Source organism: Microbacterium saperdae (assembly GCF_006716345.1).
GTDB classification, from domain to species: Bacteria; Actinomycetota; Actinomycetes; order Actinomycetales; family Microbacteriaceae; genus Microbacterium; species Microbacterium saperdae.
This window is the reverse complement of the sequence record NZ_VFOX01000001.1, coordinates 1,112,821-1,127,118: the sequence shown is the minus strand read 5'-3', so window position 1 is coordinate 1,127,118 and position 14,298 is coordinate 1,112,821. Positions and strand designations below refer to the sequence as shown.

General features: G+C 67.4%; 17 protein-coding genes and 1 tRNA gene. 12 read left to right on the top strand and 6 right to left on the bottom strand.

The window, feature by feature from the left end; translation table 11 throughout:
• The first annotated feature begins 488 nt into the window (after positions 1 to 488).
• From FB560_RS05365 to FB560_RS05345, 5 genes are all read left to right on the top strand, one after another.
• A complete protein-coding gene (locus FB560_RS05365) occupies positions 489 to 806 on the top strand; it encodes a hypothetical protein (protein WP_141871410.1) in 318 nt (105 codons plus the stop codon).
• Between the two features lie 13 nt (positions 807 to 819).
• Complete coding sequence (locus FB560_RS05360) at positions 820 to 1,740, top strand: phage integrase family protein (RefSeq protein ID WP_141871409.1); 921 nt, start codon at positions 820 to 822, stop codon at positions 1,738 to 1,740.
• A gap of 74 nt (positions 1,741 to 1,814) precedes the next feature.
• Positions 1,815 to 2,807, top strand: coding sequence for a tyrosine-type recombinase/integrase (locus FB560_RS05355; protein ID WP_141871408.1), 993 nt, complete (start codon positions 1,815 to 1,817; stop codon positions 2,805 to 2,807).
• Positions 2,804 to 3,520, top strand: a complete 717-nt coding sequence (locus FB560_RS05350) for a hypothetical protein (RefSeq protein ID WP_141871407.1) — start codon at positions 2,804 to 2,806, stop codon at positions 3,518 to 3,520. Before FB560_RS05355 ends, FB560_RS05350 begins: the two co-directional genes overlap by 4 nt.
• On the top strand, positions 3,432 to 4,748 hold the full coding sequence (locus FB560_RS05345; RefSeq protein WP_141871406.1) for a hypothetical protein: 1,317 nt from the start codon (positions 3,432 to 3,434) through the stop codon (positions 4,746 to 4,748). The genes FB560_RS05350 and FB560_RS05345 overlap by 89 nt, the downstream gene beginning before the upstream one ends.
• A gap of 246 nt (positions 4,749 to 4,994) precedes the next feature.
• Here FB560_RS05345 and FB560_RS05340 read toward each other — a convergent pair.
• Positions 4,995 to 5,068 (bottom strand) — tRNA-Pro (locus FB560_RS05340).
• 267 nt (positions 5,069 to 5,335) lie between these two features.
• Here FB560_RS05340 and FB560_RS05335 point away from each other — a divergent pair.
• From FB560_RS05335 to FB560_RS21090, 7 genes are read left to right on the top strand one after another with little or no spacing between them, the layout of a single operon-like run.
• A complete protein-coding gene (locus FB560_RS05335; protein ID WP_141871405.1) occupies positions 5,336 to 5,920 on the top strand; it encodes a GNAT family N-acetyltransferase in 585 nt (194 codons plus the stop codon).
• On the top strand, positions 5,917 to 6,114 hold the full coding sequence (locus FB560_RS05330; protein ID WP_141871404.1) for a helix-hairpin-helix domain-containing protein: 198 nt from the start codon (positions 5,917 to 5,919) through the stop codon (positions 6,112 to 6,114). The genes FB560_RS05335 and FB560_RS05330 overlap by 4 nt, the downstream gene beginning before the upstream one ends.
• A gap of 22 nt (positions 6,115 to 6,136) precedes the next feature.
• The gene (locus FB560_RS05325) at positions 6,137 to 6,592 is read left to right on the top strand and encodes a hypothetical protein (protein WP_141871403.1); all 456 of its coding nucleotides are present in this window, start codon (positions 6,137 to 6,139) and stop codon (positions 6,590 to 6,592) included.
• A gap of 41 nt (positions 6,593 to 6,633) precedes the next feature.
• Positions 6,634 to 7,305: a lysoplasmalogenase gene (locus FB560_RS05320; protein WP_141871402.1), complete on the top strand. Its 672-nt coding sequence runs from the start codon at positions 6,634 to 6,636 to the stop codon at positions 7,303 to 7,305.
• Entirely contained in the window at positions 7,302 to 7,688 is a 387-nt protein-coding gene (locus FB560_RS05315) for an RNA-binding S4 domain-containing protein (RefSeq protein ID WP_141871401.1), read from the top strand. The genes FB560_RS05320 and FB560_RS05315 overlap by 4 nt, the downstream gene beginning before the upstream one ends.
• Positions 7,689 to 7,726: 38 nt before the next feature.
• The gene (locus FB560_RS20875) at positions 7,727 to 8,497 is read left to right on the top strand and encodes a DUF222 domain-containing protein (protein WP_229673407.1); all 771 of its coding nucleotides are present in this window, start codon (positions 7,727 to 7,729) and stop codon (positions 8,495 to 8,497) included.
• A complete protein-coding gene (locus FB560_RS21090; protein ID WP_325058559.1) occupies positions 8,439 to 9,167 on the top strand; it encodes an HNH endonuclease signature motif containing protein in 729 nt (242 codons plus the stop codon). Before FB560_RS20875 ends, FB560_RS21090 begins: the two co-directional genes overlap by 59 nt.
• A gap of 18 nt (positions 9,168 to 9,185) precedes the next feature.
• On the opposite strand, the gene FB560_RS05305 is transcribed toward FB560_RS21090, so the two are convergent.
• From FB560_RS05305 to FB560_RS05285, 5 genes are read right to left on the bottom strand one after another with little or no spacing between them, the layout of a single operon-like run.
• Positions 9,186 to 10,082, bottom strand: a complete 897-nt coding sequence (locus FB560_RS05305; protein WP_141871400.1) for an NUDIX domain-containing protein — start codon at positions 10,080 to 10,082, stop codon at positions 9,186 to 9,188.
• Positions 10,083 to 10,142: 60 nt separating this feature from the next.
• Positions 10,143 to 11,615, bottom strand: a complete 1,473-nt coding sequence (gene der, locus FB560_RS05300; RefSeq protein ID WP_229673417.1) for a ribosome biogenesis GTPase Der — start codon at positions 11,613 to 11,615, stop codon at positions 10,143 to 10,145.
• 40 nt (positions 11,616 to 11,655) lie between these two features.
• Positions 11,656 to 12,366, bottom strand: a complete 711-nt coding sequence (gene cmk, locus FB560_RS05295) for a (d)CMP kinase (RefSeq protein WP_141871398.1) — start codon at positions 12,364 to 12,366, stop codon at positions 11,656 to 11,658.
• Positions 12,359 to 13,477, bottom strand: coding sequence for a prephenate dehydrogenase (locus tag FB560_RS05290; protein ID WP_141873131.1), 1,119 nt, complete (start codon positions 13,475 to 13,477; stop codon positions 12,359 to 12,361). The genes cmk and FB560_RS05290 overlap by 8 nt, the downstream gene beginning before the upstream one ends.
• Before the next feature lie 11 nt (positions 13,478 to 13,488).
• Positions 13,489 to 14,283 carry a pseudouridine synthase gene (locus tag FB560_RS05285; RefSeq protein WP_188895307.1) on the bottom strand — a complete coding sequence of 265 codons (795 nt, stop codon included), beginning with the start codon at positions 14,281 to 14,283 and terminating at the stop codon, positions 13,489 to 13,491.
• Positions 14,284 to 14,298: the final 15 nt, after the last annotated feature.

Sequence of the window (14,298 nt, the reverse complement as noted above, 5' to 3'; positions counted from 1 at the left end):
GACGTCGAGCCGAGCACGCTGATACGCGTTCAGGCCGCCTTCGAAGCGACGCTGGTACCGAGCCCACTCGCCGAGGTGGCGTTCCTCATCCGTGAGGGTCGCCCTGGCGCGAGTGTTCTCGCGGGGCGCGCGGCCAAGGTCTCGCCAGTGATCTTCGTAGGCATGGAGTGAGCTGATCCAGTTCACGGCGCGGCGCTGAGGTGCGACCTGGTCGTCGAGAACCAAGGTCACGACCGCGGCGAACCGGTCGCCCGCGGGATCGACGGGCCCGTCCGCCCGTCGTAGTCGTTCAGCTTCGGCGTGGAGTTCTGCGGGGGTCGACGCGCGCACAGGGTCCTTTCATGGGCGAGACGGCTCGCCCAATGCACCTATGCGCGGTGTGCCCCTGCTGTCAGACCACGCCGAGTGCACGCGGCAGTGTCGCTGAGTCGGCGGAGTCGCCGTCGACGGCTTCGTAGGGTTGCTGGCACCTGAAGGGAGGCGCCATCGTGCAGATCGACGACGAGCCGCAGGACCGGGTGCTCGACGAGATGGACGGTGTCTTCGTCGTGACCACGGAGGACGGTGTCGCCTATCGCCTCGACATGAACAAGCGTCAGGTCACCCGCACGGTAGAGGTGGGCGCAGGGGTCCGTGCGGTGCTCGATCCCGAATCCGCCGCGCTGGTCACAGTCGCGACGTGCCGAGTCGGGGCCACGATGGTTCTCCTCATCGACCGAGACATCCCCGGAGTGTTGTTCACTCGCCGTACGTCCGCCACGGTGTTGGGCATCAACCGGGTGTCACGGACACCGCTGCCGCAGTAGGAGCGTCCTGACGATGACTCATCCCGGCGACGGACACGAAGCAGGCAACGGAACCTTCGCGCCGAAGAAGGCGGCGCGGTACTGGACGACGCTCGAGCCGGTAGTGACGGCCGCGGTGAACAAGACCGCACGCAGGACCGGTCGAGAGGCACGCTCGCTGTATCCGGTCGCGACGGCGTTCGTGCTTTGGGCGTGGCAGACCAAGGGCCTGGAACTCGACGTCGCGCGGATGTTCCGGCGTCGAGTGGTCGAAGAGTATGTCCACCGAGGAATGGAGTCGTTCACCCGCGGCAGCAGGGCCACCTATCGGTCCGTCCTCCTCACCATCGTCGACGCCGTGACTCCACCCTCAGACGTCCCATTCCCTATCCCTCGGTCTGATCCCACTCCGCCATACACGGCAGCCGAGATCGCCGCCCTCCGGAGCTGGGCCAGCGCACAGGGGTCGACTGTCCGCCGTCGTGACGCCGCCGCCCTCCTCGCGATGGGGTTCGGAGCAGGCCTCGCGACCCGGGAGCTGCTGTCCGTACGCACCGGGGACATCGACCTGCGCGGAGACGACGTCCATATCCTGGTGTGGTCAGGGCGACCACGGCTCGTCCCGGTGCTCCCTGCGTGGCAACCCGGACTCCGCACAGCGATAGGAGAACTGGGCGACGACCAGTGGGTGTTCCGGGTCGGGCGCACCGGTGTGCGGTCAGCGCAGGTGACCGACTTCCTTCATCGCGGACACACAACGGAGCTGAACGTTCGGCCGGCCCGGATGCGAACCACCTGGCTGCTTACCCACTTGCAGGCCGGAACCCCGCCGCGGGACCTTCTCCGCACCGCCGGGCTCGAGCACCTTGCGGCGCTGGATCGGATTCGACGGTTCCTCCCGCCGCGGGCACCGCTTCCGCCATCGAAGTCCGACTTCGAACGCTCTCGGGACTAGGCCGGTGCGCTGTGCTTCGGGTAGTGCGACACGCCGTACGCACGCTCGGGCGACTAGCCGCGTACACGGTGGTCATGAACCCAAACCACCGACTCAGCGACATCCTCGACGAGACCGCAGCGCTGCTCGCCTCTCACCCGCAGCTGCCCGAGCTGGCGGCGCCCATCATCGTCAAGTTCCGCCCGAATAGCGCGACGATGGCTGGCGCCTGGGCGGCCACACGGTCCTTCACCGTCGAGACCGCCGCATTGATGTTGCCGCACTCGTTCGATGTGACTCGCCGGCTGATGACGATGTCCGCGTCGTTCCATATGTGGGTCTGGGCACGCACGGGCACCGAGCTGACCATCCGTCAGGTCTACACGCAGAGCAACATCGACCGGTTCCTCGCGACGGTTCACAAGCGCCGCTCTGAGGGTCACCGGTGGGGCGTGTCCCGCCAGCTCGTGAAGATCGGCCGCGAGCTCGCCGACGCCGACCTCATCGCCATCTCGGCACCACAAGGGAAGGTCCGCTCCCCGTTCACCACGAAGCAGATCGCGTCGATGCACAGCTGGGCGAACTCGCTCACCACCGTGAAGAAGCGACAGAACGCTCAGGCGCTCCTCGGGTTGGCCGGCGGTGCCGGGCTGACTGCGGCCGAGATCGTAGAGGTCCGCGTCTGCGACATTCACCGCGACGGCGACGTCGTCTTCGTGGATGTCCTCGGCAAGAGGGTTCGACGGGTCCCCGTGCGCCATGCCTGGGCTCGTGTGCTGCTGCGCAGCATCGACGGCCGCGTCGACGCCAGCGAGCGTGTGTTCCGGGGACCGCGTATCGCCGAGTACCCGCCCCGCATCATCCAGTCTTTCCTCACCGACCACCCCGCGCCCGCCCGTCCTACCCCGGCAGCGCTTCGGGCGGCATGGCTGCTGCACCACATAAACAACAACGTGCCCCTGCCCGTTCTCCGAGACGTCGCCGGCTTCGACCACTACACGACCCTCGTCCGGTACTACGAGCACGCGAACGTGCTCGACGTCGCCGACTTCACCGCCCAGCTCGTCGGAGCGGAGGTCACCCGATGACCTCCACCGACATCGACTACTACCACGCCTTCGACGGCAACGACGACTGCGGCATCACTGAGCGAGAGATCCTCGGCCGTGGCCGCAACCTCCAGCGCTTCGACGACGATGTGGTCGCACGCACCGAAGCACGTGTTCTCCAGTCCGGGATCCTCGAGCAGTTCGACCGTTGGGCAGCGGAAGACTCCAACTCAGACGGCATGGGCGGCCGGCCCGCCATGATCTCGATCCGTGCCCTCCTGGTGGCACTCCTGCTCCTCGCCCATGAGGGCGCTCCGCTGCACATTCGACGTGCCGCGCACGTGCTGCAGCACCGGCTCTCAGCGAAGTCTCGCGAACTCCTCGATCTCCCGGAGTCGCCGGTGAGCTTCGCCACCCATGTCCCGACGACGAAGCGCTGGTACACCAACACCATTCGCGCGTTCCATCGGATGAAGAAGCTAATGGATCCGTACCCCCAGGAGCTGTACACGGCCAAGACCTACACCGAGATTCAAGAGATTCTGCGGAACCATGACGCGGAGCGCGCAGAGAAGTACAAGTCACGTCTGGACGAGTACACCCGCGTTCATCCGCATGTCCTTCATGCAACAGCCACGAGCTATCCGTCGCGCGACGAAGCAGATGGACGTCTCCTTCGACCAGACCTACATCGGCACCCCTACGACCAAGGGCTACAGCCGGAAGAACCTCACGAGCAAGGTCAAGGCTGAACAGACCGCGGACCTCGGCCAGATGAGCCCAGGCCCCGTCGATGCATTCGCCGGATGGCACGTGAAGAGCGGCAAGGCCGAACGAGTCGACAATCGGAAGGGCGAGATCGACCATACCGCCCCCGGCCGTGGAGAGTGGGCGGACTACGACTGGGGATGGGTGGCGAACCTCGCCGTGCGCGTCGACTCCGAGCAGCCCGGATCCAAGCGATTCCCGAGCCTCGTGGTCGCGGCATCACTCAGCATCCCGAACATGGAAGTTGCCGAAGAAGCCGCGCTTCTCCTCGAGGCCGCAGCGAGCCTTGACCTTCCGCCCGGCATCGCTGACGCCGACAAGCAGTACTGGGCCAACGCCAAGCCGTTCCGACTCTTGAAGCCCGCCTTGAAGACCGGCTTCACTCCGTCCACGGACTACCGCTCCGACCGCGTCGGCATAAAGGGCGGCCAGCACGGCGGGTTGTTTGTTGAAGGCGATGTCTACTGCCCGAACACGCCGAAGACTCTGCTCGAGGCAACCAAGGACTTCCTCGCCAAGAAGATCGACGCGGAGACCTACCGTGCACGGCTGGAGGAGCGCAAGGCCTACCGGCTCCACGTTAAGCAGAAGGCGAAGACTCCAGATGGGAAGGTGATGCTGCGCTGCCCCTCACTCGGCCCGAGCCCGACGGTCACCTGCCCCCTGCGCGAGATGATGCTGTCCGCAGCGAAGAAGGCTCGCCCGGAGGTCGAGCCTGAGACGCTCGAAGAAGAGTTCCTCGACACCATCTGCAAGCAGCACTCGGCCGCATTCGACCTCACTGAGATGCAGGCGCCGCAGCAGGCTTTCGACTACGGCAGCGAAGAGTGGGAGACCTTCCATGACCACGCCCGCAACGCCGTCGAATCCGGAAACGAGCAGCTGAAAGCATCCGGCGACGAAGACATCGAGACTGCTGGTCGCCGCCGCGTCCGAGGAATAGCCGCCGCACAGATCCTCGTGACACTCCTCATCGTCAACCACAACCTCCGCAAGATCGCCGCGTTCCTCAGCGACCAAGAGATCGAACGAGCCCGCACGACCCCGCGCGTGTACATACTCCGGCGGCGAGACCGGGTCTGGGCTAACCGCTACACGAAGACCACGGGCAACGGCGACCTCAGCATCCCTCGAGGCGGTCGAACATCGTCTTCAACGTCACCGGGAGCCTCTGGACATGACGCACTATCGCTGACGGCGATGCGCACCTGAGTCACTGCACTCACTGACGACGCCCGCCGGCGGCACGCCCGGCACGCTCCCCGCTACACCAGGACAATCGAACGCACCCGAAAACCGGGCGCGTTGGTGTTTTCGTCCCCAGAATCATTCGGACTCAATTATCTGAACCCGGATCCGACCTTGCAGACACGAAAAAGGGAAGGTCACCTGCTCGAAGCAGGTGACCTTCCCTTTTCTCTAGCTGTTCTGCAATCAGTATTGCCAACAGCCCTTCAGTCGGGATGACAGGATTTGAACCTGCGACCCCCTGACCCCCAGTCAGGTGCGCTACCAAGCTGCGCCACATCCCGTTGTTCACTTTTCAGGCTGAAACAGCCGCTACCGCACTTGACCCCCAGTCAGGTGCGCTACCAAGCTGCGCCACATCCCGTTGTTCACTTTTCAGGCTGAACCAGCCGCTACCGCACTTGACCCCCAGTCAAGTGCGCTACCAAGCTGCGCCACAGCCCGTTGTTCTGCACTCTCGCGCAGGCAACTCCCCTATCTTAGCCTGACCTGGCGGCGCTCCGCGAACCGAGCCGTTGCGAGTGTCGGATGCCCCGCGTAGCGTGCCGTGCATGGTGACGATCACGACCGAGGTGGCCACGGCGGCCCGTTGGGATGACGTGCAGCACGCCCTCACCGGCGGGGGTGACGGGGCGAGCTGCCAGTGCATCTGGCCGGTGCTGAGCAATAAGGACTGGAACCAGACGAGCACGCCCCAGCGCACCGAGATGTTCCACAAGGAGATCGACGAGGGCCCGCCTCCCGGCATCATCGCGTACGTCGATGGCGAAGCTGCCGGATGGATCCGCATCGGCCCGCGCACGCGCCAGGCTCGCGTCCCACGAACACGCATGATCGCTGCCGCCACAGCCGAGCCGTTCGACGACGAATCGGTCTGGGCCGTGACCTGTTTCGTGGTGCGCCGGGAACACCGCGGCGCCGGCCTCAACGGCGCGCTCCTCCGCGCAGCCGTCGACTTCGCCCGCGACTCCGGCGCACGCCTGATCGAGGGATATCCCGTCGACACAGCGGGCGAGAATAAGCGCACCAACGATCTCTTCCACGGCACGCTCAGCACCTTCACCAACGCCGGCTTCACCGAGACAGCCGAGCTGAAACCAGGACGCACGCTCGTGACGATGGACCTCTCTCGATGACCGACAGCTCCGAACTTCCCGCCTCGATGGGCAAGGTGGCACGGCGCGAACTCGCACTGCAGGGGCTGACGCGTCTCGAGCAGTTCGACGGACTCTCCGCGAAAGACCTCCTCGCGATCCACGGCGTCGGTCCGAAAGCCATCCGCATCCTCCGCGAGCACCTCGACCAGGAAGGACGCGCTCTCGCCCCGTGACCCGGAGCACTAGCGTGGAGCCATGAGCGACGAGCATCCGACCATCGACCACCCCGAACTCGGCACCTTTGCTCGCGCGACGACCGAGATGACCGACGGCACCGTGCTCACGCACGACTGGTACGTCGGTTCTGTGTCTGCAGATGGCACGGAGCTCGAGCTCATGCTCGAGGCCACCACGTCCGAAGAAGCGCGCGCGCTGCTCCCCCGCCTCGCACGGGCCGTCACCGAACTCCCGTCGCGTCGTCGGCAGGCATCGGATGCCGTCGTCACCGAGTTCAGCCAGGGCGACCCCGAGCCGTCCGAGCTCGACGAGGCAGCCACCGACCTCGCACTCGAGACGATCGAGGTGGAGGCCGACGGCACCGTCATCCTGCACCTGACCGACACGTGCGGCACACACTTCCCCGAGGGCTACTGGCCGGCTGTGCACTTCGGCGCGGACGACGGCATCTTCAAGGTCACCGTGGAGTCGTGAGCACCTCCGCCGGGCACGTGCGCCGACCATACGATGGGGAGATGCCGCCCCGCGCCCCGATCTCGCCGCTCGCCTGGTGGTTTGCTCCGTACATCCTCGTCTCTGCCGCGCATGTCGTGCTGCTCGCGATCGGAAGCCCGATCGCCGGGCCCACGAAGCTTCTCCTGATGCCGCTGCTCGCGGTTCCCGTGGTGGTCACGGCGTCTCGGCTGCGGCCGCGGTCCGCGGTGATCCTCGTGCTCGCCGCGCTCCTGTTCTCCTGGCTGGGCGACAGCGTCGGAGCGTTCTTCCCGGCCGCGCCGGAGCTGCCGCTGATGCTCGGGTTCTTCGGCATCGCACATCTCGCATATATCGCGCTGTTCGCCCGCCACCTCGCGCGGCGGCCGTTCCCGTGGTGGGCACTCGTCTACGCCGCATGGTGGATCGGGATGCTCCTCGTGCTCGGCCCGCACACCGGAGGACTCCTGATCGCTGTCGCCGTCTACGGGCTCGTCCTCGCCGGGACTGCGGCCTTCTCCGCGCGCTGCCATCCCCTGATCGCCATCGGCGGCGCCTTCTTCCTCGCGAGCGACACGATCCTCGCCTTCCGCCTGTTCCTCCCGGACTCGCTGCCTGCCTGGAGCAACCCCACGATCATGCTCACCTACACGCTGGGGCAGGGACTGATCGTCGCCGGCGCGATCATCGCGCTGAAGAAGCGGAACGCGGAATGACCGGGTCCGTACGTATCGACAGCTGGCTCTGGGCCGTGCGCATGTACAAGACGAGATCTGCCGCCACCACCGCATGCCGAGCGGGGCATATCCGTCTCAACGGCGACAAGGTGAAGGCAGCCCAGCCGGTGCGCGTCGGCGACGAGGTGCGTATCCGCATCGCGGGATTCGACCGGATCCTCATCGTCCGCCAACTGCTCGTCAAGCGCGTGGGGGCGCCCGTCGCTGTGGTCGCCTATGACGATCGCACCCCGGAACGTGAGCCGCAAGCCGCGCTGGGGCTGCGCGATCGCGGTGCCGGGCGACCCACCAAACGTGAACGCCGCGACATCGACAAACTCCGGGGGCGCAGTGAGCCCGAGAGTGAGTTCTTCTCGGATTAACCCTTCCCAGATTCGAACATATGTTCTAAAATGGGATCATGTCCGAACATCGCGATCCGCACCACGACCTCGAAGAGCGCCGTCGACTCCTCGACGAGTGGATGGAGGTCCGGAGGCAGATCGCGGCGCTGGAGGCCATGTCAGCGGCGCTGCTCAGCGAGCGGGCGATCATGTATGACGAAGATGTCGCGGCGAGCCCGTACCACCGCGACGCGATCTACCGCTCGATGGTCGCGGAGTACTCGGCTGCCGGCCACGTCTCGACCGGCTCTGTCGAGTTTGCATTCGCCGACGCCCAGGCGGTGAAGGAGTACTTCCCCGCTGTGCGTGCGTCATTCGAGCACGGCTCGATCACCGCCGCCCACGTGCGGGAGATCGCCAGGGCCGGTGCCCTCGTGAGTGAGGCAATGCGTAACGGCCGGGTGGATGCGGCGACGCTCGCACTTTTCGAGACCGCTGTCCTGGTCGTCGCCGAGGAAGACACTCCGGCGCGGACCCGCACGCATGCACGCCAGGTCGCCGCCGCGCTCGTCGGCGAATCGCTCCAGGACCGGCACGCTCGCGCAGCAGATGAGCGGTGCGTGCGTGTGCGCTCGCTCGATGACGGACTGGCGCTGCTGACAGCTGTCCTGCCGGAAGCACTCGCCGTGTCGATTCAGGATCGTCTCACACAGATGGCGCGGCACATCACCCGCGCGCGCCGACCGGGAGCCTGTCCTCGAACCTGCGGAGCCGGACGCCGAAGACCTCATCCGCACGGAAGACATCGCGCTCGACCACCCCGCCTTCGCGATCTTCGGAGAGTCTGACACCTTCACGACCGACCCGCTGGCCGAACTCATCGACCCGCTCGACAGCCCTGAGAACAGCGACGACGTCGAGCACATCCCCTCCGACACCCGCACGATCGATCAGATCCGTGCCGATCTCTTCACCGACCTCCTGCTCGCCTCGGATCCTGGCGAGGCGCACGGCAGCGGGCTCGACAACATCCAGGCGCGCATTCAGGTCACGGTCGCGGCCACCGCTCTCGCGGGCATCGACGATCGAGTCGCCGAGCTCGACGGCCACGGTCCACTCCACCCCGATGTCGCCCGCGACCTGGCCGGACGCAACACCGGCTGGAGCCGACTCTTCCTCGATGCCGAGGGCATGGTCACCGAGACCGATACCTACACACCGACCGAGGGCATGCGGCGGTTCCTCCGCGCCCGCGATCAGCACTGCCGATTCCCCGGATGCCGCATGCCGGTGCACCGCTGCGAGATCGACCACAACCACGACCACGCCAAAGGCGGCAGGACCAGGGTCGACAACCTCAGTCACTTCTGCACAGGGCATCATTCCCTCAAACATCCCGACGTCGATGATCGACACCGCTGGACCGCTCGCGCGCGACCCGACGGGAGTATCGCCTGGACGAGTCCTCTGGGAATCGTCCATCAGGATCGGCAACCGCGCCGAGTGATGTTCGTCTGAGGGGGATCGAGTGCGTGCTCAGTCCGCGAGGAGTCCGCGCAGCCAGCCGACGGACTGCACACGGGCACCGATCGCCTCGGCCCGGGCACGGAGTTCTCGGTCGCTCGTGATGACGAGCACCGCTTCTCCCGCGGTCACGCGGCGTGATGCCTCCGCGACGATCGTGTCGTCGCCCGAGCCCGCAGCGCGGACGACGTCGATGCCGTCAGCCGCATCCTCGAGCGCACGGGCCTGGCCTTCGACGACGAGAGCGACCTGCGGGAACCACCGGGTACCGCCCGTCCCGAACGCCTCGGCCGGCACCGAGACGCCGGCGAGCTCAGAGCGCAGACGTCCGGCGGCGCCGGCACGGTCCTTCCACCATCCATCCGGCACCGAGCCGACCACGTTCGCGGCGTCGACGACGAGCGCCGGGCGCACCGCGAGCAGAGACCGCAGAACGGGCCACGCGCTCCCGAACCCCGGGTGCAGCGGACGGGCGTCGACCTCATCGATCGGCACCCACTCGAGCGCGACGCTCTCCGGATCGCTGATCACCGGGTCGAAAGGTACCTGCACGTCGGCGACGACGGTCGTGTACGACCAGATGTCGAGGTCCAACACGCTGGTCAGCCGAGGGCGTACCGCGCCATCAGGCACGCCGGCCTCTTCTTGCGCCTCCCGCAGGGCACCGACGATGGCGCTCTCGCCCTCGTGCAGCGCGCCTCCGGGCAGGCCCCAGGTACCTCCGAAGTGGCTCCATGCCACGCGGTGCTGCAGCAGCACTCCGCGCTCGGCGTCGACCACCAGCAGTCCGGCAGCGCCGAAACGCCCCCAGTACCGCTCGCCGGAATCCGCGATCACCCAGGCATCGCCCGGGTCACGCGGTCCCTCAGGACGACGGGGCTCACCGGGGGCTGGAGGAACGATCGTCACTCCCCCAGCCTTTCACAGCATCGATGAGACGGCATCCGGACGGTCATAGACCGGAACAGGTCAGCGCTGGCGCTTCTCGCGCACCCGCATGTTGATCACGATCGGGGTGCCGTCGAATTCGTACAGCTCGCGCAGGCGGCGCTGGATGAACCGGCGGTAACCCGGGTCGAGGAACCCGGTCGTGAACAGCACGAACGTCGGCGGACGCGTCGATGCCTGCGTGCCGAACAGGATGCGCGGCTGCTTGCCACCACGCAGCGGGTGCGGGTGCTCGGCGACGAGCTCGGCCAGGAACGCGTTGAACTTGCCGGTCGGGATACGACGGTCCCAGTTCTCCAGCGAGGTCTCGAGCGCAGGGACGAGCTTGTCGAGGTGACGACCGGTCTTGGCGGAGATGTTCACGCGGGGTGCCCAGGCGACGTGCGCCAGGTCCTGCTCGATCTCGCGCTCGAGGTAGCGACGACGGTCCGCGTTCTCGAGGTCGTCGTCGTTCAGGCGGTCCCACTTGTTGAACGCGAGCACGAGCGAACGGCCCGATTCCAGCACCAGGTCGATGATGCGCACGTCCTGCTCGCTGATCGTCTCGGAGACGTCGAGCACCACGACGGCGACCTCTGCCTTCTCGAGTGCCGCAGAGGTACGCAGCGACGCGTAGAAGTCCGCGCCCTGCGCCATGTGCACGCGACGACGGATGCCGGCGGTGTCGACCAGGCGCCACAGCTTGCCGCCGAGCTCCACGATCTCGTCGACCGGGTCACGCGTCGTACCGGCGAGCTCGTTGACGACGACGCGCTCTTCGCCCGCCGCCTTGTTGAGCAGCGAGGACTTGCCGACGTTCGGGCGACCGAGGATCGCGACGCGGCGCGGTCCTCCGATCTCGGCCTTCGCGACGGCGGAGATCTCGGGAAGCTTCTTCAGCACCGCGTCGAGCAGGTCGGCGACACCGCGACCGTGGATCGCGGACACCGGGTGCGGTGCACCGAGGCCGAGGCTCCACAGGGCTGCCGCTTCCGGCTCCTGGCGGGCATCGTCGATCTTGTTGGCGACGAGGAACACCGGCTTGCCGCTCTTGCGCAGCAGCTTCACGACGTGCTCATCGGTCGACGTGGCGCCGACCATCGCGTCGACCACGAACAGCACCACGTCGGCGAGATCGATCGCGACCTCGGCCTGCATGGCGACCGAACGGTCGATGCCGCGGGCGTCGGGCTCCCAGCCACCGGTGTCGACCAGCGAGAAGCGGCGGTCTGCCCACTCGGCCTTGTACGTCACGCGGTCGCGAGTGACGCCGGGGGTGTCCTCCACGACGGCCTCGCGGCGACCGAGGATGCGGTTCACCAGCGCGGACTTGCCCACGTTCGGTCGTCCGACGATCGCCACGACAGGCAGCGCCGGCATGAACTGGATGCCGTCCTCGCCCATCGTGATGCCGGCGAGCAGCGCGGCGTCCTCGTCATCCAGGTCGTAGTCGGCAAGACCGGCGCGCAGGGTCTCCGCGCGCTGCTCGGCGAGCTGCTCGTCGAGCTGCTCCATCTTCTCGGCGAGCTGGTCAGGGCCGCCTTCGTATTCGTCGTCAGCCACGGTGTGCTCCTCGGAGTCGTTCGATCACCGTGAGCACGGCGTCGATGGTCTGGGGGAAATCGAGCTCCGTCGAATCGACGACCTCGACGCCTTCTGCGGCGTTCAGGAAGTCGACGACGGCGCTGTCGGATGCGTCGCGCTTGTGCAGTGCAGCGGCGACGGCATCCGCGTTCTCACCGGCGAGCTCGCCGGCGCGTCGGGCGGCGCGCACTTCGGGCGCCGCGGTGAGCAGGATGCGCACGGGCGCATCGGGAGCGACGACCGTGGTGATGTCACGGCCTTCGACGACGACGGCGGGATACGGCGCCTCGGCGACGAGCGTACGGAACAGCTCGTTCACCTGCGCCCGCACCTCGGGAACGCGAGCGACGCCGCTCACGGCGCTGGACACGCGGGTCTCGCGGATCGCATCGGTGACATCCGTCTCGCCGACGCGCACCGTCCGGTCATCGGGGTCGAGTCCGAGACGCACCGGGAAGTCGGATGCGGCGGCGATGACCGCGGCGGCATCTGCGGTGTCAGCCCCGCGGTCGAGCACATGCCAGGCGAGTGCCCGGTAGACCGAACCGGTGTCGAGGTAGCCGAAGCCGAGTGTGCGCGCCACAGCCTTCGACACGCTGGACTTGCCGGACCCGGCAGGGCCGTCGATCGCGATGAAGTCTGTGGTCACCTGAGCTCCTGGGCTCGTCGATGTGTCAGTCATTCGTGGTCCCCGCAATCCGCCAGCCGCGCTCCTGCAGCCCCGAGATGGCACCGTGCAGGGCTGCCGGCTCGACGCTGATCTCGGCGAGGCCGAACTGAGCGCCCGGAGAGTGCTCCAGGCGCAGGTCCTCGACGCTGACGCCGAGGTCGCCGAGGTCGCCGAAAAGGCGACCGAGCTGTCCTGCCCTGTCGTCGACCATGACGATGAGCGATTCGAAGCGCTGGTTCTGACCGTGCTTGCCGGGGAGGCGTTCGACCCCGTCGTTGCCGTGCCGGATGGTCTCGGCGACCACGCGGCGGGCACCGGGAGCGGTCGGCTCACGCAGGGCATCGGAGACCTCGCGCAGATCGGCGGCGAGGGAGTCCAGGATCTCGACGACCGGACCCGCATTCGCACCGAGGATCTGCACCCACAGCTCCGGGGCGGATGCGGCGATGCGCGTGGTGTCACGGACGCCCTGCCCGGAGAGACGCAGCGCGCCCTCCTCGGCCTCGGCGAGGCGACCGGCCAGCAGGCTCGCGACCACCTGAGGCACGTGCGAGGTGAGCGCGACCGAGCGGTCGTGCTCTTCCGGGGTCATCTCGAGCGGCATCGCACCGACGTCGAGGGCAAGCGCCTCCACCAGTGCGAGATCGGATGCGGTGGTCTCGCCGTCACGGCAGACCACCCACGGTCGGCCGATGAAGAGATCGGCTCGCGCCGAGATCGCGCCGCCGCGCTCACGACCGGCGAGCGGGTGCGATCCGATGTAGCGGGCGAGGTCGACGCCTCGCGACTGCAGCTCACGGAACGGCTCCAGCTTCACGCTCGCGACGTCGGTGACGACCGCCTCGGGGAAGCGGGCCAGCTCGGCCTCGATCACATCGGCGGTCACGTCGGGCGGCACGGCCACCACGATCAGCGACGGCTGGTCGTCATCCGCCGCTGCCCGTCCGGCGCCGTAGTCGATCGCGAGGCGCAGCTGTGCGGGCGACGCATCCGTGAGCACGACATCCACGCCCTTGGCACGCAGCGCGTGGCCGATGCTGGCGCCGAGCAGGCCCGCGCCGACGACGCGGACGGTGCCCGAGAGTCGCGGCGCGACGGACACCCCCTGCCGCCCGGTGGGCATGCTCGTATCGGTCACTCGTTCTCCTGCTCGCCTGGCGCCTCGGCGACACCGGAATCACGGCGCGACAAGGTGAGAAGCGCGCCGAGTTCGATTTTACTCAGTTCCCGGCTCTTTCCCGCCGGGAGCGTTCCCAGGTGCAGCGGACCGAACTGCCGGCGGACCAGCTCCGTGACCGGATGACCGACGGCGGCGAGCATCCGGCGCACGATACGGTTGCGGCCGGAGTGCAGCGTCAGCTCCACCAGGCTGGAGTCACGGGACGTGTCGAGGAGCCGCGCCTTGTCGGCCGCGATCTCGCCGTCTTCGAGCTCGATGCCCTTGGTCAGTTTCGCGATCGTCTGTGCGGTCACGGTGCCTTCGACCTTGGCGATGTAGACCTTGGTGACGCCGAACGACGGATGGGCGAGCACGTGCGCGAGCTCGCCGTCGTTGGTGAGGATGAGCAGTCCGCTCGTCTCCGCGTCCAGGCGGCCGACGTTGTAGAGGCGCTCTTCGTAGTCCTCGGTGAAGCGGCGCAGGTCGGGCCGGTTGTTCTCGTCACGCATGCTGCTGACGACGCCGGTCGGCTTGTTCAGCATCACATAGCGCTTCGAGACATCCAGCTGGATCGCGGTGCCGTCGACATCGACCTTGTCGGTCTCCGGGTCGATGCGGCGGCCCAGCTCCGTCACGGTCTGCCCGTTGACGCGGATACGGCCCTCGACGATGTACTGCTCGACCACGCGTCGCGAAGCCACGCCCGCGGCAGCCAGCACCTTCTGGAGTCGGATGCCTTCGGGAGCGTCGGGGGTTTCGGAGTCGTTCATCGGGTGGGTCCCTTC

Coding starts and splice junctions, on each gene's coding strand:
- FB560_RS05360 (WP_141871409.1), top strand. CDS start 820: ATGACTCATCCCGGCGACGGACACGAAGCAGGCAACGGAACCTTCGCG.
- FB560_RS05355 (WP_141871408.1), top strand. CDS start 1,815: ATGAACCCAAACCACCGACTCAGCGACATCCTCGACGAGACCGCAGCG.
- FB560_RS05350 (WP_141871407.1), top strand. CDS start 2,804: ATGACCTCCACCGACATCGACTACTACCACGCCTTCGACGGCAACGAC.
- FB560_RS05345 (WP_141871406.1), top strand. CDS start 3,432: ATGGACGTCTCCTTCGACCAGACCTACATCGGCACCCCTACGACCAAG.
- FB560_RS05335 (WP_141871405.1), top strand. CDS start 5,336: ATGGTGACGATCACGACCGAGGTGGCCACGGCGGCCCGTTGGGATGAC.
- FB560_RS05330 (WP_141871404.1), top strand. CDS start 5,917: ATGACCGACAGCTCCGAACTTCCCGCCTCGATGGGCAAGGTGGCACGG.
- FB560_RS05325 (WP_141871403.1), top strand. CDS start 6,137: ATGAGCGACGAGCATCCGACCATCGACCACCCCGAACTCGGCACCTTT.
- FB560_RS05320 (WP_141871402.1), top strand. CDS start 6,634: ATGCCGCCCCGCGCCCCGATCTCGCCGCTCGCCTGGTGGTTTGCTCCG.
- FB560_RS05315 (WP_141871401.1), top strand. CDS start 7,302: ATGACCGGGTCCGTACGTATCGACAGCTGGCTCTGGGCCGTGCGCATG.
- FB560_RS20875 (WP_229673407.1), top strand. CDS start 7,727: ATGTCCGAACATCGCGATCCGCACCACGACCTCGAAGAGCGCCGTCGA.
- der (WP_229673417.1), bottom strand. CDS start 11,615: ATGGAGCAGCTCGACGAGCAGCTCGCCGAGCAGCGCGCGGAGACCCTG.
- cmk (WP_141871398.1), bottom strand. CDS start 12,366: ATGACTGACACATCGACGAGCCCAGGAGCTCAGGTGACCACAGACTTC.
- FB560_RS05290 (WP_141873131.1), bottom strand. CDS start 13,477: ATGCCCACCGGGCGGCAGGGGGTGTCCGTCGCGCCGCGACTCTCGGGC.
- FB560_RS05285 (WP_188895307.1), bottom strand. CDS start 14,283: ATGAACGACTCCGAAACCCCCGACGCTCCCGAAGGCATCCGACTCCAG.